This is a genomic window from Mesorhizobium intechi (assembly GCF_002879535.1).
Lineage (GTDB): Bacteria > Pseudomonadota > Alphaproteobacteria > Rhizobiales > Rhizobiaceae > Mesorhizobium > Mesorhizobium intechi.
Genome location: NZ_PNOT02000330.1, coordinates 1 through 25,106 on the forward strand (window position 1 = coordinate 1; position 25,106 = coordinate 25,106).

Here is a 25,106-nt window from a genome sequence, read left to right on the forward strand (position 1 = left end):
AATTTAGACTGACCCTCTCCCCGTTTCGTCGGGGAGAGGGTAAGGGTGGGGCGTCGGGCCGGTCATTGCGTTCGCGATTGCCGAGCCGTCCGTTTCAGATCCGAGGATTTCCCATGCCCTATGTCGCCGCCGAAAATCGCTACGAAAAAATGATCTACAACCGCTGTGGGCGCTCCGGCCTCAAGCTGCCTGCGATCTCGCTCGGCCTGTGGCACAATTTCGGCAATGACACGCCGCACAAGACCAAGCAGGCGATCGTGCGCAAGGCGTTCGATCTCGGCATCACGCATTTCGACCTCGCCAACAATTACGGACCGCCGCCCGGCTCGGCCGAAACCGCTTTCGGCGAAATCCTGCGCACCGATTTTTCCGCCTATCGCGACGAGCTGATTATCTCGACCAAGGCCGGCTATGAAATGTGGGCCGGCCCTTACGGTGAATGGGGCGGGCGCAAATACATGCTGGCCAGCCTCGATCAGAGCCTGAAGCGGATGGGGCTCGACTATGTCGACATCTTTTACTCGCACCGCTTCGACCCCGACACGCCGCTGGAGGAAACCATGGGGGCGCTCGAGCACGCGGTGCGCTCGGGCAAGGCGCTCTATGCAGGCATCTCGTCCTACAACTCGCAGCGAACCCGCGAAGCCGCCGACATCCTCAAGCGGCTCGGCACGCCCTGCATCATCCACCAGCCGAGCTATTCGATGCTGAACCGCTGGGTCGAGGAGGATGGCCTGCTCGACACGCTGGAGGGGCTCGGCGTCGGCTCGATCGTGTTCTCGCCGCTGGCCCAGGGCATGCTCACCGACAAATATCTTGGCGGCATCCCCGAAGGCAGCCGCGCCTCCCAGGGCAAGTCGTTGAAGTCGGCCTTCATCAACGACCGCACCATCGCCAACATCAAGGCGCTCAACGCCATCGCCGGCAAGCGCGGCCAGACGCTGGCGCAGATGGCGCTGGCCTGGGTGCTGCGCAAGGGCAAGGTGACGTCGGCGCTCATCGGCGCCAGCCGGCCGGAGCAGGTCGAGGACTGCGTCGGCGCCCTGAAGGTGCTCGACTTCAGCGACGCTGAATTGGCCGAGATCGATACCTATGCCCGCGAATCCGACATCAATCTGTGGGCAGCCTCCGCCGAGCGCAAAGGCCCGGCGAGGAAATAAAGCTGTCGGACAAGCCGGCAAATGAAAACGGCGGGAATGTCTCCCGCCGTTTTCATGACAAGCAAAATGTCGGGTAAATGGCCAGGCCTCAGGGCGTCTTCGGCTTCTGGGCGGTGCCCAGCCCGGCTTTCGGCTTTTCCGGCGCGGGAGCAGGGGTCTTCATCTTCGCCTCGATCCAGCCGCCGTAGTTGGCCAGCCGCGTATAGATGCCATAAGCGTCCTTGTGGCCGCAGGCCGCGCTGCCGTCGGCCGGGCCTTCACCCCAGCTGACGACGCCGACCTGAACCGGGCCGTCGGCGCCGGTCATGAACAGTGGGCCGCCGCTGTCGCCATTGCAGGCATCGCGCACACCGCTGGTGGTGCCGGCGCAGATCATGTTGCCGGTCAGCGGGTCGGTCATGTCGGCGGCGATCGCATTGGCGGCGGCATCGATGCCCTTTTCCGAATAGCGCATGCGGTGGGACAGATCGCCAAGTGCTGCCTTCAAATCATGCGCATAGATAGCCTTGATGCCGGTGTTGCAGGCGCTGTTCGGCTGCAGATCGAGGTCGGCGACCATCAGCGTGGTCGGGAACGTTCCGTCCTGCATCTTGCCCCAGCCGGTGACGGTGGTCTTGCCGGTGTCGGGGGTCGCCTCGCTGGTAAGTTTGATGGTCGGCGCATCGGCCGGCTCGGCAAGCCGGAGCAGGCCGAGGTCGTTGTCGAGCGTCTGCTCGCTGTAGCCTTCGTTGACGATGACCTCCACCACCTTGTGGCGCGTGCCTTCGCTGAGATCGGTGGCGCCGGTCAGCACCGTGACCGTCTCCGGCGAGATCGGCTTGCCCTTGTCGTTGAGGCAGTGTGCCGCCGTCAGCACCCAGTGCGGGGCGATCAGGCTGCCACCGCAGAATTGCGCATTGGCCTGCGAGGCCGGGTTCTCGTCCAGCCTTGCGGTGGTGAGCAGCGCGACCTGGAACGGATAGGCGCCCTTTTCAGCCTGGTTGCCGCCATAGACCCGGTCCGCGCCGTCGGGGTTCTCCGCCGCTGCCTTGGCCCTGGCCTCGGTCACCCGCTGCATCGGCGACACCGCCGCTTCGGGCCTTGCGGTGCTTTCGTCCGCCCGGCCGTGGTTGATCGATACAAGGACAGCCGCAATGCCAAGCAGCGATGCGGCAACGATGGGCCCGAACCGATTTGTGATGTGCACCTGAACCTCCCTCAGACCGTTCTCCCGAGCGGATCGACGCCGGGCATCGTGCAAGGAGGCGTTGCCGGTTCAGCGATCCGCACGCGTGCCGTATCGAACGGCGCGCGATCGGTCATAAAACCGAATCCCACTTTTGCTAACCGTGCCCGCGAGCAAACCCGCACAAAATCCTATAGCCCCCCACGGGCTATCTGGAAGCGATTTGTCATTGCCAATCTTGGATTATTTTAGGCAGTATACCGCTGCAGAATTTTTTTGGCGGGGGCCTTGAAAATGACAGCCTAGAACAACGCTCGCGGGGAATGCCGGCGAGCAGACTCATTTTTCGGCGTCACCACGATCTCGACAATATTTCTGTATTTCGATCCAGTCCTTGCTGACTTTTGGGAGAGTCTCACCATGACAAAACTGACAAAGTCTATCATTGCGTCCGCATTGCTTTCCACCGCGATGTCGACGGCCCCGGTCTTCGCCGCCGACCCTGGTTCCGCCAGTGCCGGCAACGGCGAAAGCATGCGGGACGTTACTTCAGGCGACTTCAAGGCCGGTCGGGCCAAACCGATCACGACACCAAAGCTTACTGATGAAGACAGCCGCGCCGCGCCGCTCACCGACGAGAAGGCGGCTGTCAAATCCTATGGCATTGTCGGGCGTTCCGCCGATGGCAAGGAGATCAAGATCGAGCCGAGCGAAGCGCTGCGAGAGCTCATCATCAAGGAACTGAACGCGCCGGCCAATGGCGCGGATGGGGCTGAGCGCAAGACCGAAGACCCAGGGCTCGGCGAAGGCGAAGCTGGCCGTCAGGTTTTCGGCCCCGATGATCGCGAGCAGGTCAGGAACACCAAGACCTATCCGTTCTCGGCGATCGGTTATCTTGAAGCCAAGTCGAAGACCGGTTACGGCAGCTGCTCTGCAACTCTGATCGGTCCGCGCACGGTGCTCACCGCTGCTCACTGCCTCTACAGTCATGAGGACAAGGACTGGCTCTCCGATTATCTGTTCGTACCGGGCCTCAACGGTAGCACCGCCGACGACGCACCGTTCGGAGCCTTCGCCTATGAAAGCGCCTATGTGTTGCAGGGCTTCATCGACAACTACCAGGGCTATTACGGCTCGGTGATCCCGTGGGATCTGGGGATCATCACGCTGAAGCAGGATGTCGGCACCAACCTCGGCTGGCTGGGCTACGCCAATTATGACGATCTCGGCGATTTCACCGCCAACCTCGTCGGCTATCCCGGCGACAAGCCGATGGGCACCATGTGGAAGGCCAGTTGCGAAGTGCATGCCGAGAATATCGCTCCGGAATATTTCCAGTATGATTGCGATACGTTCCCGGGGTCGAGCGGCAGCTCCGTCTATGCCTACGACACCAACTCCAAGCAGCGCATCATCACCGGCGTCAACGTGGCGGAAAGCCCCGAGGCGAACACCGCCGTGCGCCTGAACGCCGCCAACGTCCAGTGGATCAACAGCCTGTACAAATAGTCGCTGCACGTTCGCGGTGAAGACAAAGGCGGCGGGTCAATCCTGCCGCCTTTTTTCGGGCCGTTCCTTCCGCGTGGCTTCCCTTGCACGAGGCCGGCGCCGCGACTACGCTTGGCGTGCCAAGGGGCGAGGCGTCCAGGGAGCTCAAGGGGATGGGGCGGACAAGGGCAGTGTTCGGGATCGCGGCCGCATCGATGCTGGGCGCGATGATGCTTTCACCGGCTTTTGCCGATCCCGCCCCTGTCGGCGGCGTCTGGGCGGAGCGCGTGCAGATCCTCTATAAGGCCGACACACGCTCGGTGCTTCGCAAGAGCGTACGTGTGTGGGATTTCCATCCCGAGAAGAGCCTCGACTTCGTCTGGGAGCCGGCGGCGGGCCAGTCACCCGACAAGACCATCGCCGAGGACGGCACCATCAACGGCAAGGGCAGGCTGGTGTGGCGGGTGCGCGGCTCAGCCAGCTATGACCCGAAGACCGTCTATTCCAGCTATTTCGGCGATGTCAGGAACGGCCGGCCCGACGGGCAAGGCAGGCTCGAACTGCGTTCGGGCGAGGTTTTCGACGGGCATTGGCTTGGCGGAGAACTCAACGGCAAGGGCATCCATGTCGATGCTGACGGCAACCGTTATGAGGGGCAATTCGTCGGCGGTGTCCCGAATGGCGAGGGCCGGTTGCTGTCGAAGACAGGCGAGATATTTGCCGGTTCTTTTGTCGGCGGATTGAAGAATGGCAGGGGCATCACGCGGCTCGCCGGCGGTACGGTCTATGAATCGCAATGGATGATGGGCAAGGAGGTCGGCGGCTCGCGTCCCGACGTTCTGGCCGATGCCAGGGTCGGTGGCATGCTAAAGGCGCAGGCTGGCGGCGGCGACGCCGACAAGGTCGAGATCGGCGTCATCGTCGACCAGCGCATGACCCAGCAAGCCGACATGAAATACCAGCACCTGGTGCGCGACGAGGACATCGCGATCTATCCGGAAGACAACCTCTACAACGACGCCTGGAACGGCACCGGAACGGTCAACACCACCAATGTCTATGAGGGGGCGAACTGGGAGGATATGCCGGCCTTTGCCGAGGTCGACCTGAAGACGACGGACGAGTCCAGGGTCAAGCTTGACAGCCTGGAGATGAAGGTCGCTGCCAGCGACGCCTACCGCAAACCGATGCTGTCGATCTCGGAGCATTTCGGCTGCATCGGCTTCCGGCCCGATTTCTCGATCGTCAACAATGGCTGGGGCGACGCCAAGGACATGAGGATGTCGATCCAGTTCACCATTGTGGACGAGGAAGGCAACCCGACCGGCCAGCCAAGCCGCATCTTCACCAAGGACATCGGCAGTTTCGGCGAGGGCGTCGACGTGTCGATCAAGAGCGTGCTGGACGAGGCCGGTGTCGATACGGCGAGCCTGGAAACGGGGCGTTTCCCCTGTCCCTCGGTGGACAGCCTCAATGTCTGCCGCAGCCAGTTCACCAACAAGATCAAGTTCGGTGAGGTCGGCGACTATGTCGGCAATTTCAACCAGGCGATGACGCTGAACGCGATCGGCAAGTTAGACTATTCCTGGGCGGACGATCAGGGCAATGTCTACCACCAGAGCGAGCCGTTCCGCGCCCAGATGACCATGGCGGTCTTCGAGACCCCCGAATCGATGGCCGAATGCGGCGATGGCGGTGGCGGCAGCCCGGAGGCGATGCGCTACCAGAACATCGAATTCCCGATCGGCAAACATGATTACACGATCGCTATGCCGGTGCGCGGCAACAAGAATGTCAGCGCCTATACGGCGCGGCTGAAGATGTGGTCGGCGATGTCGTCGATCCACAGTTTCAGCATCGCCGCGCATTTTGCCGACGGCAGCGTGCGCGAGAGCAAGCCGGTGACCTTCTTCTATTTCCGGCCCAAGCAGTCGCTGTTCGAGACCAGGACCGAGCCGGCGGCCTGCTATCTGCCGCGCCAGATGATCGGCTGCGGCTAAGGTATGTCGAGATTCAGGTGAGGCCGATCCGCGAACGGCTGATAGCTGCGCTTCCGGTGCTCACCTGCAAAAGGTACGCTCCGCTCCGGTTCTCGGGTATCAGCTGTCTTCGACCCGGCCTGACCTGAATCTCAACACCTTCCCGTCGCAAACGGCGGTTGCCTACTTGCGACCCATCTCGAAATAGTTGGGCAAAGGGATGAGCCTGACAAAGATCGTACCTTGGGAAAAGACGCGCAGTTCCAGCATCGATCCCGAGGAGCGCTCGGCGCTCTGGTCGAACAGGAAATTGCCGAGCGAATAGACTTCCGCCACATCGCCGCCGGCAAGCGGGACGATCGCCTCGCTCGACACATGCGGATGGCCGCCGACAATGGCCGAGACGCCGCGCAATCGCATCTCATTGGCAAGCATCTCTTCGCGCGCCGACGGTTCTGTTTTGTACTCGCGACCCCAATGGACGAAGGCCACCGCCGGCCGCTGCGCATTCTCGTGCAGTAGCCGGTCGAGCAAGGCGGGGGTGAGCAGGTCGGTGTTCTTCGAACCGTTGGTGTCGATGTCGGTCAGGCCGACAAGGTCGAGATCGGCAAGCGCCAGCGTCTCGCCCTGGCCGAAATGTGGGATGCCGGCTTCATCCAGTGCGCGGACCGTCTCGGCATAGCCGGACGCCCCGAGATCATAAGCGTGGTTGTTGGCGAGGCTGACGCCGGCGACGTGCAGCCGTTTCAGCATGCCGGCGGCGAGGTCTTGCGGCATGGCCAGCGTCATGTCGTCGATCGCTTCCGGGACGTTGGGCAGGATGACGCCTTCGAGATTGACGATGAGCGGCCGCGCGCCGGTCAGTGAAACGATGCTGTCGACGATCTTGTCGGCCACGCCGTCGCGGAGCAGGATCTTCTTCATGGCGCGGCCGAAATTCACGTCGCCGGCGAGATAGTAGATCCGGTCCTTTGGCCGCGCGGGGTTGTTGAAACTTGGACCGAAGGTGCCGAACAGCGCCACGACATAGCTGGTGGTGCGCTCGACATAGTCGGATGTGTGTTCCTGCGAGTTCTCGTTGGCGACGACCAGCGGCTGGGCGCCGAACAGTTCGCGCTGCAGCCGGGTCTGGATGTAGAGCGCGCCGACGGAATCGGCATGATCGGGCTGGCTGAGGGCCGCGATGCCGTCGAGGGAACCGGCGGCCAGCATATTCAGCGTCTGCTGGTCGAAGCGCCTGGAATCATGCTGCGGCAGATAGTGCGAGAAGTCGGTGGATTCGACGATCAGCGTGTCATGGTCGACAATCGGTTTCAGCGCCTCGGCCAGCCTGTCCCAGTCGGCGCGCTTCGCCTTCACCGACATCGCCACCGGCACGATCTTCGCCTCGGGAAAATAGTGATGCAGGAAGGGCAGCATGGCGCGCACGCCATGTTCCTTGTCGAACAGGCAGGATTCCTCGACCATGTCGCCGTGTGCTTCCAGAAGTCGGACGGCATCGCTGTCGGCCGCCACCGGGCCAAGCGCGGTCTCGAAGCCGCGCAGCGTGGTGGCATAGAGGTTATGCGTCTTGTGGAAATGGTCCGGCGACAAGATGACGATGCGCTTGTAGCGAAAGCCGGACGCTGCCCTGAAGCCGAGCGCCACGAGGTCGGCGGCCAGCAGGTGATGCGGCACGGTGATGCCGGTCAGCCGCTGATTGGATGGCTGGATAGCAGCGACGCTGGCGATGGCGTCCTTGAACAATTTGGCGTCATCGTAGAAGGGCGCAAAGTTTTCGGTGCCGGGCGGGCAGACGATCGGGGCGGCCTGTGCCCTGCCGCCGAGAACCACGGAGACTATGACGACCGTCACCAGGCGGGCTATCACGGCTCGGCCAACACGATGTTCTCCACGCCGCCGACATAATAGAACGGTTTCTGCTTGGACGCGGTCAGCCGAACCACTTCGTGCGAGATGAAATCGGCGAGCCCGAACAGCGTGACGCCGCTATCCGAGGTCTTCGCCTTGCCGCGCAGGCCCTCGAGGATCGAATAGGTGAAGACGCCGTGGCCCAGCTCCGGCAATTCGGCGGCGGTGTTGTTGGCCGCGGTCGCCGAAAACACGACGATGCGCGCATCCTGCGCATCCTTTTCCAGGCGCGGATTGAAGGCGTTGGCGGCATGGCAGGTGTCGAGCAGCATGAAGCGCATTCCCTTGGCCCGCTCGACCGATTTCTGGATGTCAGCCCAGTCGACGAGCGAAGAGCGCTTCCAGCGATCGGCATCCTGTTTGCGGCCGTCCGTCGGGATGAAATAGTAGTCCTCGTCGATGTTGATGCCATGGCCGGCGACGAAGACGATGGTGGTGTCGTGCTCGCCGGGCCTGTCGAGGAAATCGGCAAGCTGGTCGTCGATCGTGTGCGAGTCCGGCTCCATGATGTTGTCGGCGCTGGCGACGGTGTAGGTCTGTTGCGCCTTGTCGGGGCTCTCGTCGAGCGCCTCGCGGTTGACCAGAACCAGTGTCTCCATCGACGAGAACAACGGCGCCGACTTCTGTGCAACCACCTTGAGGAATTCGGTGGCGTCGTCGACGGGATAGCGCAAATCGCAGGCATGGCCGGAACAGGCGTCGGTCAGGAACGGATATTTGTCGACGCCGATCACCGCGACATAGAGCTTGCCCTTGGCCTCGGTCTTTTCGGTCTTCCTCGCCAGCGCCGTCACGCTGCGCTCGGTCAGATAGCCATATTCGTTGGTGCCGGTGATGCGGATGATGTTCTGGCCATCCTCGACCGGCACCTCGACTGTTGTCTTGTTGCCGTCGGCCGAACGCGTGGCGATATCGCCGACATTGCGGCTGTTCGACAGGATCGAGAAACCGGCGACATCGGTGCCGGCTTCCTTGGCGCCTGTTATCTCGACGGCGACATAACCGTCGCGGACCTTGCTCTGGTCGTCGGCGAGGTGAATGCCGAATTCCGGCGGTTTGCGCTGCAAGAGCTTCTGCAACTCGTTGTCGACGCCCGGCCGCATCTCCTTCACCGCCTGTCTGGCGCTGCGCAGGATGATGGCGCGGCGCACCATTTCCGGGCTCCAGAGATATTTCTTCAACTGGCCGGCGCGGATGAAGCGGCCTTCATGGTCACGGCCCTGGTTGACCTGCCAGCCGATCAGCTTGTCGCCCTCGTCGGAGGAATAATAGTAGCCCTGCGGCATCCAGGCGATCCATTGCGGGTCGGCAAAGAACATCGACACGATCAGCTCGTGCGTCTTCAGGTTCCACAGCCTCAATGTCTGGTCGGCGCTGGCGGTGACCAGCAGGCCGGCTTTGTCCGAGGCGGCCATGGCGTTGATTTCACCGGTATGGCCGGTGAATTCGCCGGAGATCCGGGCGGTCGCGGCCTTGTATTCCAGCAACGTGCCGTCATTGCCGCCGGTGATCAGGCCAAGCCCCTTGTCGATCAATGTGAAGGCGGAATGGGCAAAGCCGTTGGTGGCATCGTTCTCGATCGAGCGCACGACCTTGCCGCCATTGGCGATCTCCAGCACCGCGTTTTCCAGTGTGTCCTTGCCGCCCGCGGTGGCGTGCAGCGACCACTCTCCATCGGTCAGCGCGGCGCGGGCAAACGAGCCTGGCTCGGTCAGCGGCTGCGGGCCGTCGAAGAACCGCTCGGTTGTGGGCAGTTCAAGCCTCTTGTCCAGCGCGCCCAGCTGTTCCGGGCAAGCCACGCGCTCGGGACAGGGGTTGGCATTGCCCCAGGCGATGATGCCGTTCGCCGCGTCGATGCCGATCGCTGTCACCGGTTGGCCCACTCCTTGGAGCAGGGCCTTGCGTTTGCCGTTCGCCGGATCCCAGACCTGGATAGCGTTGCGGGTGCCGCCGGCGGTCGCTATCAGCGAGCCATCGGCATTGGCGGCGCTGGCATAGACCGTGCCGTCGTGACCGCTGTAGTCGAGCAGCTTCTCACCGCTGTCGGCGTTCCAGACGATGGAGCGGTGCTTGTCGGCGCAGCGATAGCCGCAGGAGGCGACCAGCCGCGATCCCTTGGCGAAGGTCAGCGAGCCGATAAGAAAATCCTGCTTCGGCATTGCGCGCGCCAGCGTGCCGTCGGCCGCATGCCAGAGCTGCACCTGGCCATCCTTGCCGCCGGTGGCAAACAGGCTGCCGTCCTGCGAAATCGCAAGCGCCAGGACGCTGATGTCCCGCAATGGCTCAGCCTCCGCCGGTAGGGCGATTTCCTCGCCCTTGGTGACATCCCAGAGCCGGATGCCATTGTCGGTGGTGGTGGCCGCCAGCCGGGTCCCAGCAGCGGCAAAGGCCAGCTTGTCGATGTGCCAGGAATCGGCGTCCAGTTTCTTGTCCAGCGTCCAGCCCGTCGCTGATTTGTCGTCGAGCCGCCAGAGATAGACCATGCCGTCGCCACCACCGGCAGCCAGTGTCTTGCCATCTGGAGAGAAGGCGAGGGCATAGGTCGCATAGTCGGCGGCCTTGAGCACGGCCTTCATCTTCCCGGTGGCGAAGTCGAACAGCCTGATGTCGCCATAGGGTGGCTTGTCGCCGAGGCCGGCGCCGAAATAGCCGCCGGCGGCGATCGTCCTGCCATCCGTCGAGACCGCGATGGCGAAAATCTTGCCGTCGTTGCCATTGCCGAGATAGCCGCGAATGGTGCGCAGCGTCACCCCGCTCTGCCAGTCCCAGATGCGGATGGTCTTGTCGTCGGATGCCGAGACAATGTCCTCGCCATCGGGGGTGAAGGCGAGGTCGGCAATCCGGGCGGTATGGCCGCCGGTATCAAGGTCGAGGCGGAAATCCGGGGCGTCCTCGGCACGGGTGGCAGAGGCCGTGACCAAAACACCAGCCATGGCCAACCAGCGGCAGGCACGGATGAGGCGGATGCGGATCCCAGCCTCTTCCATCGCTATTTGGCTTCGGCGGCTGGTTGCCCGTGGCGAACATAGGCCTCGATCGCCGTGGCAAAAGTCGGCGAACCCGCCTTGCGCTGCTTTTCGACATAGCCGGCAAAATAACTCCAGAACGAGACGGCGTAGTCGCGGAAATAGGCATCGGTCACCTTGCGCGAGCACAGGTCGCCGTCGACGCAGAAGGACAACCGGTTGAGGAAATAGACGATGCGGTCGAAATTCTCGCTGAAGTCGGCGAGCGGCATGTCGCCGCCTGATGCGCTCATCGCCTCGATGCCGATGCGCTGGCGGAAAACCTGTTCCTCGGTCGGCGAAGGGTTGGCGCCGAGCAGATTGTCGTATTTGGCGTTGAGAGCGGCAAGGCGATCCTTCAACGCCCGTTGTGCCTGCTGGTAGTCCTTGGTTTCCCAGAGCTCGACCAGCGACATGGTCTGCTCGACACGCTTCTGTTCCTGGTTGGCCAGGAACTGGTAGACCGAGAATGCCAGGGTGAAGATGATGGCGAAACGCACCAGCATGCCCGACCAGGCATAGACCAGCATGCGCCAGTCGCGATCGGTGAAGGGATTGCTCTCCTTCTTGATCTCATGGCTGCTTGGCCAGGGAAAACCTTCGGTGGTTTCCGGCAGCGTCTCCTTCGCTGCCGGCGCTTTTGCGGGCGCGGCCGCCGGCGTCTGCTTTGTCGTGCCCCCCGGCTTCTTCATTTGCATCTGTCCAGCTCGATGGTGGCGGAGGGATCAAGCACTATGCCCGGCGCTTCAAGCTGCTTTTTCAGGCATGCCAGCTGCGGACGCGAAACTATGAACTGCATGTCCGGTTCCGCCGGCGCCTTGTTGGGCGAGGGCAACGCTTCGACCACGCCGCGCGAGGCGCAGCTTGAGAGATCGACCACCACCGCGTCACTGCTGGTTTTGGCGAACTGGTCGTATTCATCGAGGAAGCACGTTGCCAGTTCCGAATTGATGACGACCTGTTTGGCGCAAAGGCCGCAGCTGTCCTGGGCCGCGGCATTGGCAACCAACAACAGGCCGCCGGCAAGTGCGGCAACCGTTGCGCGCCAGGACAAAAAAGACTTCTTCACGATCGATCCTATCTGCTTCGTCAGCCGCTGAAGCCTTGGCCGCGGCTGGGGATGTTCTCATATCGCGCCGATCGCGCAAGAGCCGGCGACACCAGGCCGTGCGGCCTTGCGCCCGGAACTCAGGCGCGCGGCACCGTCTCCATCGGGAAGATCATCACCGCCCCCTTCGGGCTGCTCTTGTCGGCGAGCCGCATCACCGAACGGGTCGGCGGCGCCATGCCGATATCAGCGAGCATGTCGGAGAAGCTGGCGGGGCCGAGACCGCGCGTCATCGCCGCGACGCCGTCCTGCGCCAGGAAGCTCAGATCTTCCTTCTCGCTTTCCGGCGGCGCCTCGGTCAGCACCGCGATCATCCGCTCCATGCCGAAGCTGGTGTCTGTGAAGGCGAGCAGCCCTTCCTCCAGCGTGGCCCCCGGTGCCAGGCGTTCGGCAACGATGTGCGTGATCGAATAGTCGCTGCCGACATAGAGCACGTTGATGTCGACCAGCTGGTCCGAGCTGTTCTTGGCCAGCACATGCACCTCGTCGCCCGGCGAGACGCGCGGCACCGCGGAAGCCTGCAAGGGCTCGAGCCCATCCTTGTCACGGCGCTTGACCTGGAACTGGACGTCGACATCCTCGGGCTTGTAGTCTGAGGCCGCCGCCAGCCGCGACAGCCCCGTGGCGCGGAAGATGGCGCGCAAATTCCTGGTCGTGGCGTCGACCAGCTTCTGGCGATCGTCCGGATGGATAATGATCAGCGGCGGCTTGCTGCCGTCCTTCAACGTCACGTCGCCCGATGCCGGCAGGAACCATAGCGCCGGCTTGTCGCTGGCGTCCTCGCCGGCGCCCGCAATCGCATTCTCGCGCATCACGGCGAAGCGCAGCTCGGCGCTCCTGCCCGGGTCTACGAGTTCGATGTTGAAGCCGGTTTCCTTGGTCGTGGCCAGTTCGTCGATAACCGAATTGACGAGCTCGGCTTCTTTCTCCAGCCCCTTGGTCGGGGCCGGTCGCGCGACGGTGAGGGTGTAGTCGACGGCGATCTCGGCCACCCGCGCATAGGCGTTGGCGGGAATGTCGGTGAGCTTGAGTGTCGGCTTCTTCTCGAACTCGACCGGCTTGACGCGGCTCTCCAGGTTCTTGGCCGACTGCACTTCGAGATAGCCGACCGCGTCGGACAGCGACGACAGCGCCGAGGGCAGGATGGCGAGCTTGCTGCCAGGCGTGAGGCGATGCAGCAGGCCGGCGCCGATCGTCGCCTCGCCGTCCTTGACGACGATGGGCCACTGCATGACGGCGTCGGTCTGGTCGGTGCCGAAGACGCGCGCGTCGAGTTCGCCCTCGAACAGCGGCGTCGGCCGGGTGCGGCTGTCGGCTGAATATTGCTGCAGCACGGCCTGGCCGAGCTGGCGGTAGGTAACATTGGGGTTTTCGGCGAGCTTCGACAGGATGGTGAAGGTGAACAGGCCGAAGCGCGGCGCATCCGCAGTGCCCTTGGGCAACGGCATCTCGGGCGTCGTCTCCACCGTTTGCGCGGCATAGAAGGCGACCAGCTTGCCCTTGGCGACTGCTTCGCCGCCGGTCGGCGTCAGGTTGAAGGCGGGCTTGCGCGCGCCATTCTCGTCGAGGCCGCGCGCGGCGCTTGCGACCGTGTCCTCATAGGCCTTGATTGCCGCCGCCCTGGCGGCCTCGTCGCCGCCGACCAGGTCGGAGAATTCGACCTTGCGCTCCAACTCGTCATCAACCTCGACGGCGCGTGTCGCGGTGCCGGAATGGCAGCAGTCGAAGACCGCCCAGACAAAGGCGCCCTTGTTGCGGATGGCGTCGAGCGCATCGCCGATTTCATTGTCGACCAGCGCGTTCGGCACGCCGGCATCGCGATTGATCCATTTCTCGATGTCGACGGGCAGGAAAATCTCGTCGAGCCCGTCGGTTTCGTCGCCCTTGACCCTTTCCGGCTGTTGGGCGCCGTGGCCGGACAGATGCAGATAGACGAAATCGTCGCGCTGAACCTTGGCCGCCAGGTCCGCGAGTGCCGCCTTGATCGCCGCATGGGTCGGCAGGCCTTTGGCGCCGGGCACGTCCTTGGCAAGCAGCGTTACGTTCTCGGGGGCGAAGCGTACCGGATCGGGAACGTTCTTCAGCAGGTATTCGAGCACCAGGCCGGCATCGTTCTTCGGCCCGATCAGCCAGTTCCTTTGTGGCAGGGCCGGATATTCGGTGCAGGCGACCAGCAGCGCGTGATAGGTGCGCGATGCCGCCAGCGCCCGAAACGAGAGTGCACCGGCCGCCATCAGCGCGGACGTGCCGACAAGCAGCGTCCGGCGTGTCAATTTGATCATATTGCTTCCCCAAGCCCGATCGAATTCCCCAAGCGAAACCATCCTCGTCGAGGATTTTGTCAGTATTTTGAATGTCGCTGCGCCACCAAGCCCGCCGTCGTCAAATGCGCCGGCACTTTATCGATCGGCCCGGGACAACAACACAAGAGTAGCAAAGACGACGGTTCGTCGCTATCTGAATGGTATCAGGCGGTTTGCGCGGGCAAACGGCCTGGAGATGGCGCAGGACAAGTTGGAACCGGACCATGGCGGCAAGGGATGTGCTGACGAAAAACCAGTTGTGCGTGCTCGAGAAGCTCGAGACCGCCAGCGGACCGCTCAGCGCCTACACCTTGCTCGACCAGTTGCGCGAACGCGGTTTTCGCGCCCCGCTGCAGGTCTATCGCGCCCTCGACACGCTGGTGAAGTCCGGCTTCGTGCACCGGCTGGAAAGCATCAACTCCTTCGTCGCCTGCGCCGAGCCGCATGATCACAGCCACTCGATGACCGCCTTCGCCATCTGCGACACGTGTGGGCAAGTGACCGAAATGTCGGATCACGATGTCGACCACCGGCTGAACGAATGGGTCCATTCGACCGGCTTCGCCGCCAAGAAGGCGGTGATCGAGTTTCGGGGTGTTTGTGCTAAATGCAGGGCCGAGGCTGCCTAACTCTTCGCGTCGTCATACCAAGGCGAGGCAAGGAGCGGAGCGACGGGCGCAGACCCTGGTATCCATCCCGTGACATGGACGTGTTGAAGCGATGCAGAACTCAAGTTCTGCTCCGCCGCGGTCTTCAAGTGAGGTCGCGGCATGGATCCGCTGGTCAAGCTCCAGGAAGACGAAGTTGGCGCTAATGCGCCTCGTCCCAGTTGTTGGCCGCCCGCGCATCGACATGCAGCGGCACTGACATCGATACGGCCGGCATCGCCGCGTTTTCCATGACATGGCGCACGACCGGGATCGTCGCCTCGACTTCGGCCTCGACCGTCTCGAAGATCAGTTCGTCATGCACCTGCAGGAGCATGCGGGCCGACAATTTGGCCTTGTCCAGCGCTTCCTCCATGCGCACCATGGCGCGGCGGATGATGTCGGCGGCGGTGCCTTGCAGGCGGGCGTTGATCGAGGCGCGTTCGTTGAACGCGCGGATCGAAGGGTTGGACGACCTGATATCGGGATAATGGATGCGCCGGCCGAAGATGGTTTCGACAAAGCCGTGCTCGCGGGCATAGGCCTTGGTCTCCTCGATATAGTCGCGGATGCCGGGGAAACGCTCGAAATATTTCTTGATGTAGTTGCTGGCTTCCTCGCGCGGAATGGACAGCTGGTTGGCGAGGCCGAAGGCCGAGATGCCGTAGATGATGCCGAAATTGATAGCCTTGGCGCGCCGACGAATCTCGGAAGGCATGCCCTCCACGGGTACGTTGAACATTTCCGACGCGGTGATGGCGTGGATGTCGGCGCCGTCGGCGAAAGCCTGCCGCAGTTGCGGGATGTCGGCGACATGGGCGAGCACGCGCAGTTCGATCTGGCTGTAGTCGGCCGAGACCAGCCGGTTGCCCTTGTCGGCGATGAAGGCGGTCCTGATCTTGCGGCCCTCGGCGGTGCGCACCGGAATGTTCTGCAGGTTCGGGTCGGAGGATGACAGTCGGCCTGTCGTCGTCGCGGCCAGCGCGTAGGAGGTGTGGACGCGCCTGGTGTCGGGATGGATGAAACCGGGCAGCGCATCGGTGTAGGTCGATTTCAGCTTGGTCAGCTGGCGCCAGTCGACGATCTTGCGCGGCAGTTCGTGGCCTTCGGCGGCGAGGTCTTCCAGTAACTGCGCCGAGGTCGACCATTGCCCGGTCTTGGTCTTGGAGCCGCCGGGCAGGCCCATGCGGCCGAACAGGATGTCGCCGAGCTGCTTGGGCGAGCCGATGTTGATGCGCTCGCCGATGAGCTGGTAGATTTCTTCTTCAAGCCGGGCAGCACCCTGCGCCAGTTCGCCCGAAAGCCTGGACAGGATTTGCCGATCGACCGAAATGCCGCGCTGTTCCATGCGCGCCAGCACCGGCACCAGCGGCCGTTCCAGCCGCTCATAGACCGAGACCAGGCCCTTGGCGGCAAGCCGGGGCTTCAGCACCAGCCAGAGCCGTAGCGTGACATCGGCGTCTTCGGCGGCGTGCGCCGTCGCCTTGTCGATGTCAACCTGGTCGAAACCGACGGAGCTCTTGCCGGAGCCGGTTACGTCCTTGAGCTGGAGCGGGGTGTGGCCAAGCCATTTCTCGGCAAGCTGTTCCATGCCGTGACCGTGCGGGGTACCGGCATCGAGCACGTAGGAGATCAGCATGGTGTCGTCGAAAGGCGCGACTTCGATGCCGTAGCGGCTCATGATGACGAGATCGTATTTCAGGTTCTGCGCGATCTTGAGGACCGATCTGTCCTCGAGCAGCGGTTTCAGCACCGCCAGCGCCTCGCGGAGAGGTATCTGGTTTTCGAGCGCGCCGCCACCGAGCAGGTCACCATTGCCGCTCCTGTGGGCGAAGGGAATGTAGGCGGCGCGGCCGGGCGCCGTGGCCATAGCCAAGCCGATCAGTTCGGCCTGCATCGGATCGGACGAGGTCGCCCTGACGTCAAAGGCGACAATGCCGGCCTCCGTCGCCTCGGCGACCCAGGCTTTCAAGGTCGCGATATCGCGAATGCAGGGATAAGCCGCTGTGTCGATCTTGCTGGTTGCCGCGCGCTCCAGCCGCAAGGCCGAGAGCAGGGAAGGACTATCGCCTTGCTTGGCCTTGTCCGCCGTCGGTGTGTCGGTTGCCTCGCCGTTGGCCGCTTCCGTCTCGGCACCGCCACGGGCCGCAGCCGGCGCTCCGGCGCCGACATCGGGGCCGTGGGCGTTGTCGGCGCGCTCGACGGTCACCGCGACGGCCTGGACGTCGCCGGCCTCGGTGCCGGTCGCTTCCGCCACGCGGCGGGTCAGCGAGGTGAATTCCATGGTCTTGAGGAAGCCGATCAGCTTCGGCCCATCCGGCGCGTGCAGGATGAAGTCGTCCAGCCCCTCGGCCACCGGCACGTCGTTCTTCAGCGTTACCAGCTGGCGCGAGATCAGCGCCTTGTCGGTGTTAGCAATGATCGATTCGCGCCGCCTATCCTGCTTGATCTCGCCGGCGCGGGCGAGCAGTCCGTCGAGGTCGCCGAACTGCTCCAGCAACTGCGCCGCGGTCTTCGGGCCGATGCCCGGCACGCCTGGCACATTGTCGACGGAATCGCCGGTCAGCGCCTGCAGATCGACCATCTTCTCCGGCGGGACGCCCCATTTCTCGATGACCTCAGGGATGCCGATCTGGCGGTCCTTCATCGGGTCGTACATGCCGACGGTATCGCCGACCAGCTGCATCAGGTCCTTGTCGGAGGAGATGATGGTGGTGTCGCCGCCCGCCTCGCAGGCCAGCCGGCAATAGGTGGCGATGAGATCGTCGGCCTCGAAGCCTTCCATCTCGATGCAAGGCAGGTTGAACGCCTTGGTCGCCTGGCGGATCAGGCCGAATTGCGGGATCAGGTCTTCAGGCGGCGCCGAACGGTTGGCCTTGTATTCGGGATACAGGTCGTTGCGGAAGGTTTTCGAGGAATAGTCGAAGATGACCGCGAAATGCGTCGGCACGATGCCTACATCGGTGTTGCGGGCATCCTGCATCAGCTTCCACAGCATGTTGCAAAAACCGGAAACGGCGCCGACCGGCAGGCCGTCGGACTTGCGGGTCAGCGGCGGCAGTGCGTGGTATGCCCGGAAGATGTAGCCGGAGCCGTCGATGAGGAAGAGATGATCGCCTTTTTTCATGCGGGCAGGGATAGCGCGGCGCGATGGCTTGGTCCATGCCAAAGACATTGTCGGGTGTCGGTTCCGTCAACACCCTGACAGATCGGGGAACGCAGGCCCGATCACGGGCACGTTACAAAAGTGTAACGTTCGTGCCCTTGAATCGCCACGTTCAGAGACCCAGATAGACGTCATCGGCAGTTTTCGCCGAAGTCCGGAGCAAGGCCCGTCCCCCGCCTATCCCGGACAACTGCGGCAGCCTATCCCCCCTCTCCGGGCTGCCGCATCGTTTCGAGTATGAGGCCGCCGTGGTTCCCCTCCACCACGGCGGTCTTTTTTTGGCCTGCGGCGGCCGACTCGCGCCGTGGTCCAATCGTCCCGGGCTTTTCGTTTCCCCACTCTGCCTTTACGGTTCCGGCACTGAATCGAAAGGCTTGTCAAATGTCCGCAGTTTCCCCCGTCCTCGACCGTCTCGACCAGAATCTCGACCAGAGTCTGGAACGCCTGTTCGGCCTGCTCAGGATCAAGTCGATCTCCACAGATCCGGCCTATGCCGCCGATTGCCGCAAGGCGGCGCAATGGCTGGTGGCGGAGCTCAAGCTGATCGGCTTCGACGCCAGCGTGCGCGACACGCCCGGACACCCGATGGTGGTTGCGCATCACGAGGGGCCGACGGGTGCGCCGCATGTGCTGTTCTACGGCCACTACGACGTGCAGCCGGTCGACCCGATCGAATTGTGGGAAAGCGATCCGTTCGCGCCTGCCATCAAGCAAGTCGGACCCGACCACAAGGTGATCACCGGCCGCGGTTCGGCCGACGACAAGGGCCAGCTGATGACCTTCGTCGAGGCTTGCCGCGCCTGGAAACAGGTGCATGGCAATCTGCCGTGCCGTGTCACCATCCTGTTCGAAGGCGAAGAGGAATCCGGCTCGCCGTCGCTGAAACCGTTCCTCGAGGCCAATGCCGAGGATCTCAGGGCCGACTTCGCGCTGGTTTGCGATACCGGCATGTGGGACCGCGACACGCCCTCGATCTGCGTGGCGCTGCGCGGGCTGGTCGGCGAGGAGATCACGGTGAAGGCCGCCGACCGCGACCTGCATTCGGGCCTCTATGGCGGCGCTGCCGCCAATCCGATCCGCATTCTGTCCAAGGTGCTGGCCGACATCCACGACAAGGACGGCCACATCACCATTCCGGGCTTCTACGACGGGGTCGAGGAAACGCCGACGCAGGTGCTGAAATCCTGGGAGACGCTGGGCGAAACGGCCGAGACCTTCCTCGGGCCTGTCGGCCTGTCCATCCCGTCGGGCGAAAAGGGCCGCTCGGTGCTGGAATTGACATGGGCGCGGCCGACCGCCGAGTTCAACGGCATCATCGGCGGCTATACCGGCAAGGGCTTCAAGACGGTGATCGCGGCGGAGGCCTCGGCCAAGGTGTCGTTCCGCCTCGTTCACAAGCAGGATCCAGTCAAGATCCGCGCCGCCTTCCAGAAATTCGTCCAGGAACGCATTCCGGCCGACTGCTCGGTCGAATTCCAGCCGCATGGCGGCTCGCCGGCTATCCAGCTTTCCTACGACTCGCCATTCCTGGCCAAGGCCAAGACCGCGCTGTCCGACGAATGGCCCAAGCCCGCGGTGACGACCGGCAGCGGGGGCTCGATCCCCGTGGTGGGCGACTTCCAGACCTATCTCGGCATGGAATCGCTGCTGGTCGGCTTCGGCCTCGACGATGACCGCATCCACTCGCCCAACGAGAAGTATGAGCTGTCATCCTTCCACAAGGGCCAGCGCTCGTGGGCCCGGATTCTCGATGCACTGACGCGCTGAGCGGCGCAAGACGCGTTTTCCTGTTGATTTTTCACCGGATCGCGGCGAGGACGGGGAACGCCGCGACCGGAGAAGACCATGGCCGACATCCGTTTCCACAAGCATGATTTGCCCGACCTTTCGCATTACAATGTCGGGGCGGTGGCCATCGACACCGAGACGCTGGGTCTGAACCCGCATCGCGACCGGTTGTGCGTGGTGCAGATATCGCCCGGCGACGGCAGCGCCGACGTCATCCAGATCGCACCGGGCCAGAAGAAGGCGCCGAACCTCGTCAGCCTGTTGAAGAACCGTAGCGTGACGAAGCTGTTCCATTTCGGACGCTTCGACCTTGCCGTGCTCTACAACGCCTTCGGGGTGATGCCCGAACCGGTGTTTTGCACCAAGATCGCCTCACGGCTGACCCGCACCTATACCGACCGGCACGGGCTGAAGGACATCTGCTTCGAGCTTCTCGGCGTGGGCCTGTCCAAGGCGCAGCAATCGTCGGACTGGGCGGCCGAAACGCTGTCGCCCGAGCAGCTCGAATATGCCGCCTCCGACGTGCTCTATCTGCACCGGCTGCGGGATGTGCTGGCCGGGCGGCTGGCGCGCGAGGGGCGGACCAAGGAGGCCGATGCCTGCTTCCGCTTCCTGCCGACGCGGGCCAAGCTTGACCTGATGGGCTGGGGCGAAGAGGATATCTTCGCGCATAGCTGACAGCCTTCGCGACAGTCCGCGCCCGTCGGCCGTTTGGGGAACCAGATGCCCGCCGTCGCGTTTTGTGGGCTGGAAAAAGGGGATGACATGGCGGACAGAAAGCCGATCGCAACCGCGCCGACCGATGGCTCCAAGGTCACAGTCACATGGAAGGACGGCGACGGCGTCATCAACGAATCCATCGGGCAATACCGTGATGATGGCTGGTGGGTCTACACCGACAGCCACACGCAAAAGAAGGTCGAGCCGACCAGTTGGCGGCCCGCTTCCAGCGACAACGACGATTAGCTTTGACGTGACTGAAGGGAAAGCGCTGCGCGCTTTTTCCGGGGAAAACCACTTCACGCTTTTCCTGGAATTGCTCCAGCGCGCGCCGCTGGCGGGGCCAGCTGCTTTCGAATAGCCTGAAGCCGTTGATATCGGGGCCGATTCGGAGCCTTTCGCTCCGCGCTCGCCCCCTTGCTCGGAGGAAATCCCCATGGGCGTAGAAAGCCTTCTCGTCTTCATCATCATCGGTGCCATCGCCGGCTGGCTTGCCGGTCTCATCGTGTCCGGTTTCGGCTTCGGCCTCATCGGCAATATCATCGTCGGCATCGTCGGCGCGTTCATCGCCGGCTGGCTGTTGCCGCGGATCGGCTTCTCCATCGGCGGCGGCATCATCGCTTCCATCATCCACGCCACGATCGGCGCCATCATCCTTCTGGTGCTGGTCAAGGTCCTCAAACGAGCCTGAGGCTCGAAACGCCAAAGGGCGCGCCATGAAGCAGAATACGCTCTATCTCGTCATTGGCGCGCTCGTCGTCGTGGTCATCGCGCTCGGCGTCTATGTCTACCGCGAGCAGACCAAGCCCAAGGGCGTCGAACTCAAGATCGACGACAAGGGCATTTCGATCCAGCAGAACTGAGCCAGCCGGCTCCTGACCGCGCTCGCCGGGACTGAACACCGTGTGCCTGCGCAACGCGATGTCATGCGAGGCGATGGCTCGCCGATAGCGGTTGCCTTCACGGACCCCATATTGCACGACGAGGGTTTGAAAGACGACAGCTTGGCGAAGCCAAGCGCTTCCCCGAGCTGACCGACCACCAACTGCACGAGATCGTCTGCTACCGCCATGGCGGCGACCTTATGCAATCGTCCAGGGCAGCGCTCCCGGTTCGTGCGGCGATCGGCTGACGCACGTCCAACAGCTGATTTGGGGCGCGGTCGAACGCGTAGCAGCTGCCCTTTGCGATCGCGCCCCAACACGGAACATGTCCGCGACCGCCTGCGTCGCGGCTGAGAAAGGCTCAGGCCCCGGACAAAGTGCCATGGCGAGGATTTTTCCATCGCGACGGGCGCGGCCGTTTGCCAGCGCCAAAATCAGGGCTCGAACAGCGCGATCACCGCCGGGCCCGGGCATTTGATTATCAATCGCTTTGAATTTTTCCGACTTAACCCGCCCTTAAATCGCCGCATCTACTCTGCAACCGGAGCGCCATTGGCACCGGGGACAGCAAGCGCAGGCATGGCGAACCGCAGAGATAGCCGCATCGAGCCCAGTTTCGAGGGACCGCCACAGGCGCGATCCCAGCCGGGTCTTTCGGTGAGCGAGGAGGACCGCGTCGTGCCGAGCAACCGCAAAGCCTCCGCCAAACGCAAATCGTCCAAGGCGAAATCGTCGCGCGGCGGGCGCGGCAGGAGCCGGCGCGGCCTATTCGGCGTGCTTGGCCGGCTGTTCTACTGGTGCTTCGTGCTCGCCATCTGGGGCGGCATCGCGGTGGCGGGCGTCGTCGTCTATTACGGCGCCAAGATGCCGGCGGCCACCACTTGGTCGATCCCGGACCGTGCCCCCAACATCAAGATCGTCTCGGCCGATGGTCAGTTGCTCGCCAACAGGGGCATGAGCGGCGGCGAAGCCGTTGGCCTGCACGAAATGTCGCCTTACATTCCTGAAGCCGTCATCGCCATCGAGGACCGCCGGTTCTATTCGCATTTCGGTGTCGACCCGATCGGCCTGTCGCGCGCCATGGTGACCAACCTTCTTGGCGGGCATTTCGCGCAGGGCGGTTCGACGCTGACGCAGCAATTGGCGAAGAACCTGTTCCTGAAGCCCGACCGCACGCTGGAGCGCAAGGTGCAGGAGGTGCTGCTGGCGCTGTGGCTCGAGCACAAGCACACCAAGGACCAGATCCTCGAAATGTACCTCAACCGGGTCTATTTCGGCTCCGGCGCATTTGGTGTCGAGGCGGCTTCGCGGCGTTATTTCGGCAAGAGCGCGCGCGACGTCACGCTTTCGGAAGCTGCGCTGCTTGCGGGCTTGCTGAAAGCGCCGTCGCGGCTGTCGCCGGCGCGCGACCCGAAGGCGGCGGAGGAGCGTTCGCAGCTCGTGCTCGCGGCCATGCGTGAAGAGGGCAAGATCAGCGACAAGGAGCTGAAGACGGCGCTCAGCGCGCCGGCGACGCGCGCGCCGTCCTATTGGACCGGCTCGGAAAACTATGTCGCCGACACCATCATGGAAGAACTGCCCGACCTGATCGGCGACGTGCGCGGCGACATCGTGATCGACTCCACCGTCGACCTGAACCTGCAGAAGCTGGCCGAGCAGTCGATCCGCCGGCTGATCGACGAAAGCGGCAAGAAGCTCAACGTCACCCAGGGCGCCCTGGTGTCGATCGACGATTCCGGCGCGGTGCGTGCCATGGTCGGCGGCTACGACTATTCGACCAGCCAGTTCGACCGCGCGTCGGAAGCGCGCCGGCAGCCGGGCTCGGCGTTCAAGCCGTTCGTCTACATGGCGGCACTGGAAGCCGGCCGCACGCCCGACAGCATCCGCAACGACGCGCCGATCAAGATCGGCAACTGGACGCCAGACAATTACGGCGGCAAGTATTTTGGCAAGGTCACGTTGGCGACTGCGCTGGCCAAGTCGCTGAACTCGGTCGCCGCGCAGCTGACCATGGAGGTCGGGCCGAACGCAGTGGTGGAAGCGGCGCACCGCATGGGCATCCAGTCCGAACTGCAGGCCAACACGTCGATCGCGCTCGGCACCTCGGAAGTGACGCCGCTGGAGCTGACGTCGGCCTATGTGCCGTTCGCCAATGGCGGCTACAAGCCCGACATCCACTTCATCCGCCGCATCACCACCGCCGAGGGCAAGGTGCTGTATGACAGCGGCGGCGGCAGCGCGCCGCGCGTGGTGAAACCCGAGATCGTCGGCATGATGAATTCGATGATGACCGGCACCGTCGAGGTCGGCACGGCCAAGAAGGCGGCCTTCGCCTGGCCGTCGGCGGGCAAGACCGGCACCAGCCAGAATTCGCGCGATGCCTGGTTCGTCGGCTACACCGCCAATCTCACCACCGGTGTTTGGTTCGGCAATGACGATGGCACGGGGATGAAGAAGGTCACCGGTGGCGCGCTGCCGGCGCAGGCCTGGCACGAATTCATGGTCGCGGCGCACGAGGGCGTACCGGTGCGGCCGCTGCCCGGCACCTGGAAGTCGACGCCGGCCGATACGATCGTGCCCGACGACATACCGTCGGCCGACAACAACCAGCCAGCACCGGTTCCATCAGCCTCGGTTGGCCAGCAGGCGCCGGCCGCACAGGCAACCCAGGCGCCGGCGCCGGCCCGGGTGGCGCGGCCTGCCCAGACCGTCGATGCAGATGGCTTCAACATGCCGGCGGATGACGGCACCACTGCTTCGGTCGGCCATCCGGTGCCGCCGGGCAATGTTGGCGGGCCGTTGAAGAAGAGCAAGCAGACCTCGATCCTGGATATTCTGGGCGGCGGCTGAGGGCCATCGCCCCGGCGGTTCGCAGCGGCGTCAATCCGCCTCTCGCCAGCGCCACGGTGTTCGGCTACACCTCCGGCCGGAGACCGTGACATGGCCGAACTCGACACCAGAAAAACCATCGTGCTGACCGGCGCCAGCCGTGGCATCGGCCATGCCACGGTCAAGCGCTTCTCGCGCGAGGGCTGGCGCGTCATCACCTGTTCGCGTCAGGCTTTCGCCGAGGATTGCCCGTGGCCGGCAGGCCCCGAGGACCATATCAAGGTCGACCTTGCCGATCAGGAGGATGTCGGCATCGCCGTCTCGGAAATCCGCCATCGGCTCGAAGCACATGGCGGCCAGCTCAATGCGTTGGTCAACAATGCCGGCATTTCGCCCAAGCTGAAAGACGGCAACAGCCGCATGAACTCGATCGACACGCCGATGCATGTCTGGCGCGACGTGTTCCAGGTCAATTTCTTCGCGCCGATCATGCTGGCGCGCGGCCTGTTCAAGGAACTGGCGACGGCCAAGGGCTCGATCGTCAACGTCACCTCGATCGCCGGCACCCGCGTCCATCCCTTCGCCGGCACCGCTTATGCGACATCGAAAGCGGCTCTCGGCTCGCTGACACGCGAGATGGCGCATGACTTTGGGCCGCACGGCATCCGCGTCAATGCTATCGCGCCGGGCGAGATCGACACGGCGATCCTGTCGCCGGGCACGGAAAAGATCGTCGAGACGATCCCGCTCAGGCGCCTCGGCACCACGGCGGAGGTCGCCGACATCATCTTCTTCCTGTGCTCGCAGCAGGCCTCCTATGTGACCGGCTCGGAAATCCACATCAATGGCGGCCAACACGTGTGAGTGAGGACTTCGAACGCTACACGGAAACCAACGTCGTCGGGTCGCTCGTCATCTATGAATGGGCCTCGGAGCTCGACATCTTCCAGGCG

General features: G+C 63.6%; 18 protein-coding genes. 11 read left to right on the forward strand and 7 right to left on the reverse strand.

Annotated elements, in window-relative coordinates; genetic code table 11:
• Window positions 1-113 precede the first annotated feature (113 nt).
• Window positions 114-1,160, forward strand: coding sequence for an L-glyceraldehyde 3-phosphate reductase (gene mgrA, locus C1D09_RS28210; RefSeq protein ID WP_143977288.1), 1,047 nt, complete (start codon window positions 114-116; stop codon window positions 1,158-1,160).
• Between the two features lie 88 nt (window positions 1,161-1,248).
• Here mgrA and C1D09_RS28215 read toward each other — a convergent pair whose 3' ends face one another.
• Entirely contained in the window at window positions 1,249-2,346 is a 1,098-nt protein-coding gene (locus C1D09_RS28215; protein WP_143977289.1) for a S1 family serine peptidase, read from the reverse strand.
• A 399-nt stretch (window positions 2,347-2,745) separates the two neighbouring features.
• On the opposite strand from C1D09_RS28215, the gene C1D09_RS28220 reads away from it, so the two are divergent.
• The gene (locus tag C1D09_RS28220; RefSeq protein WP_143977290.1) at window positions 2,746-3,834 is read left to right on the forward strand and encodes a trypsin-like serine peptidase; all 1,089 of its coding nucleotides are present in this window, start codon (window positions 2,746-2,748) and stop codon (window positions 3,832-3,834) included.
• Between the two features lie 170 nt (window positions 3,835-4,004).
• Window positions 4,005-5,813, forward strand: a complete 1,809-nt coding sequence (locus C1D09_RS28225) for an MORN repeat-containing protein (RefSeq protein WP_246135908.1) — start codon at window positions 4,005-4,007, stop codon at window positions 5,811-5,813.
• A gap of 162 nt (window positions 5,814-5,975) precedes the next feature.
• On the opposite strand, the gene amrB is transcribed toward C1D09_RS28225, so the two are convergent.
• From amrB to C1D09_RS28250, 5 genes are all read right to left on the reverse strand, one after another.
• Window positions 5,976-7,646, reverse strand: coding sequence for an AmmeMemoRadiSam system protein B (amrB, locus tag C1D09_RS28230; protein ID WP_246135909.1), 1,671 nt, complete (start codon window positions 7,644-7,646; stop codon window positions 5,976-5,978).
• An 11-nt stretch (window positions 7,647-7,657) separates the two neighbouring features.
• A complete protein-coding gene (locus tag C1D09_RS28235) occupies window positions 7,658-10,636 on the reverse strand; it encodes a caspase family protein (RefSeq protein WP_143977293.1) in 2,979 nt (992 codons plus the stop codon).
• Between the two features lie 56 nt (window positions 10,637-10,692).
• Entirely contained in the window at window positions 10,693-11,400 is a 708-nt protein-coding gene (locus C1D09_RS28240) for a DUF4760 domain-containing protein (RefSeq protein ID WP_143977294.1), read from the reverse strand.
• Window positions 11,397-11,777, reverse strand: coding sequence for a hypothetical protein (locus tag C1D09_RS28245; RefSeq protein ID WP_143977295.1), 381 nt, complete (start codon window positions 11,775-11,777; stop codon window positions 11,397-11,399). The genes C1D09_RS28240 and C1D09_RS28245 overlap by 4 nt, the downstream gene beginning before the upstream one ends.
• Window positions 11,778-11,896: 119 nt before the next feature.
• Window positions 11,897-14,098: a caspase family protein gene (locus C1D09_RS28250; protein WP_246135910.1), complete on the reverse strand. Its 2,202-nt coding sequence runs from the start codon at window positions 14,096-14,098 to the stop codon at window positions 11,897-11,899.
• A 245-nt stretch (window positions 14,099-14,343) separates the two neighbouring features.
• Here C1D09_RS28250 and C1D09_RS28255 point away from each other — a divergent pair, with 245 nt between their 5' ends.
• Complete coding sequence (locus tag C1D09_RS28255; protein ID WP_143977297.1) at window positions 14,344-14,748, forward strand: Fur family transcriptional regulator; 405 nt, start codon at window positions 14,344-14,346, stop codon at window positions 14,746-14,748.
• A gap of 181 nt (window positions 14,749-14,929) precedes the next feature.
• On the opposite strand, the gene polA is transcribed toward C1D09_RS28255, so the two are convergent.
• Window positions 14,930-17,893 (reverse strand): DNA polymerase I, encoded by a 2,964-nt coding sequence (gene polA, locus C1D09_RS28260; RefSeq protein ID WP_167514792.1) that lies wholly within the window; start codon window positions 17,891-17,893, stop codon window positions 14,930-14,932.
• Between the two features lie 420 nt (window positions 17,894-18,313).
• Between polA and C1D09_RS28265 the strand changes: the two genes are divergently transcribed.
• From C1D09_RS28265 to C1D09_RS28300, 7 genes are all read left to right on the forward strand, one after another.
• Window positions 18,314-19,699, forward strand: coding sequence for a M20/M25/M40 family metallo-hydrolase (locus C1D09_RS28265; protein ID WP_143977298.1), 1,386 nt, complete (start codon window positions 18,314-18,316; stop codon window positions 19,697-19,699).
• A gap of 78 nt (window positions 19,700-19,777) precedes the next feature.
• Window positions 19,778-20,398: a ribonuclease D gene (locus tag C1D09_RS28270; protein WP_143977299.1), complete on the forward strand. Its 621-nt coding sequence runs from the start codon at window positions 19,778-19,780 to the stop codon at window positions 20,396-20,398.
• 87 nt (window positions 20,399-20,485) lie between these two features.
• Window positions 20,486-20,686: a hypothetical protein gene (locus tag C1D09_RS28275; RefSeq protein WP_143977302.1), complete on the forward strand. Its 201-nt coding sequence runs from the start codon at window positions 20,486-20,488 to the stop codon at window positions 20,684-20,686.
• Between the two features lie 190 nt (window positions 20,687-20,876).
• Window positions 20,877-21,131, forward strand: coding sequence for a GlsB/YeaQ/YmgE family stress response membrane protein (locus C1D09_RS28280; RefSeq protein ID WP_019861233.1), 255 nt, complete (start codon window positions 20,877-20,879; stop codon window positions 21,129-21,131).
• Between the two features lie 25 nt (window positions 21,132-21,156).
• A complete protein-coding gene (locus C1D09_RS28285) occupies window positions 21,157-21,303 on the forward strand; it encodes a hypothetical protein (RefSeq protein ID WP_140500260.1) in 147 nt (48 codons plus the stop codon).
• A 600-nt stretch (window positions 21,304-21,903) separates the two neighbouring features.
• Window positions 21,904-24,174 (forward strand): transglycosylase domain-containing protein, encoded by a 2,271-nt coding sequence (locus C1D09_RS28295; protein ID WP_143977300.1) that lies wholly within the window; start codon window positions 21,904-21,906, stop codon window positions 24,172-24,174.
• A gap of 90 nt (window positions 24,175-24,264) precedes the next feature.
• On the forward strand, window positions 24,265-25,017 hold the full coding sequence (locus tag C1D09_RS28300; RefSeq protein ID WP_019861229.1) for an SDR family NAD(P)-dependent oxidoreductase: 753 nt from the start codon (window positions 24,265-24,267) through the stop codon (window positions 25,015-25,017).
• The last annotated feature ends 89 nt before the right edge of the window (window positions 25,018-25,106 follow it).

Excerpts from the sequence above, each read along its gene's own strand:
- mgrA (WP_143977288.1), top strand. The coding sequence starts at position 114 with ATGCCCTATGTCGCCGCCGAAAATCGCTACGAAAAAATGATCTACAAC.
- C1D09_RS28220 (WP_143977290.1), top strand. The coding sequence starts at position 2,746 with ATGACAAAACTGACAAAGTCTATCATTGCGTCCGCATTGCTTTCCACC.
- C1D09_RS28235 (WP_143977293.1), bottom strand. The coding sequence starts at position 10,636 with ATGGCTGGTGTTTTGGTCACGGCCTCTGCCACCCGTGCCGAGGACGCC.
- C1D09_RS28240 (WP_143977294.1), bottom strand. The coding sequence starts at position 11,400 with ATGAAGAAGCCGGGGGGCACGACAAAGCAGACGCCGGCGGCCGCGCCC.
- C1D09_RS28250 (WP_246135910.1), bottom strand. The coding sequence starts at position 14,098 with ATGATCAAATTGACACGCCGGACGCTGCTTGTCGGCACGTCCGCGCTG.
- C1D09_RS28255 (WP_143977297.1), top strand. The coding sequence starts at position 14,344 with ATGGCGGCAAGGGATGTGCTGACGAAAAACCAGTTGTGCGTGCTCGAG.
- polA (WP_167514792.1), bottom strand. The coding sequence starts at position 17,893 with ATGAAAAAAGGCGATCATCTCTTCCTCATCGACGGCTCCGGCTACATC.
- C1D09_RS28265 (WP_143977298.1), top strand. The coding sequence starts at position 18,314 with ATGTCCGCAGTTTCCCCCGTCCTCGACCGTCTCGACCAGAATCTCGAC.
- C1D09_RS28270 (WP_143977299.1), top strand. The coding sequence starts at position 19,778 with ATGGCCGACATCCGTTTCCACAAGCATGATTTGCCCGACCTTTCGCAT.
- C1D09_RS28275 (WP_143977302.1), top strand. The coding sequence starts at position 20,486 with ATGGCGGACAGAAAGCCGATCGCAACCGCGCCGACCGATGGCTCCAAG.
- C1D09_RS28280 (WP_019861233.1), top strand. The coding sequence starts at position 20,877 with ATGGGCGTAGAAAGCCTTCTCGTCTTCATCATCATCGGTGCCATCGCC.
- C1D09_RS28285 (WP_140500260.1), top strand. The coding sequence starts at position 21,157 with ATGAAGCAGAATACGCTCTATCTCGTCATTGGCGCGCTCGTCGTCGTG.
- C1D09_RS28295 (WP_143977300.1), top strand. The coding sequence starts at position 21,904 with ATGGCGAACCGCAGAGATAGCCGCATCGAGCCCAGTTTCGAGGGACCG.
- C1D09_RS28300 (WP_019861229.1), top strand. The coding sequence starts at position 24,265 with ATGGCCGAACTCGACACCAGAAAAACCATCGTGCTGACCGGCGCCAGC.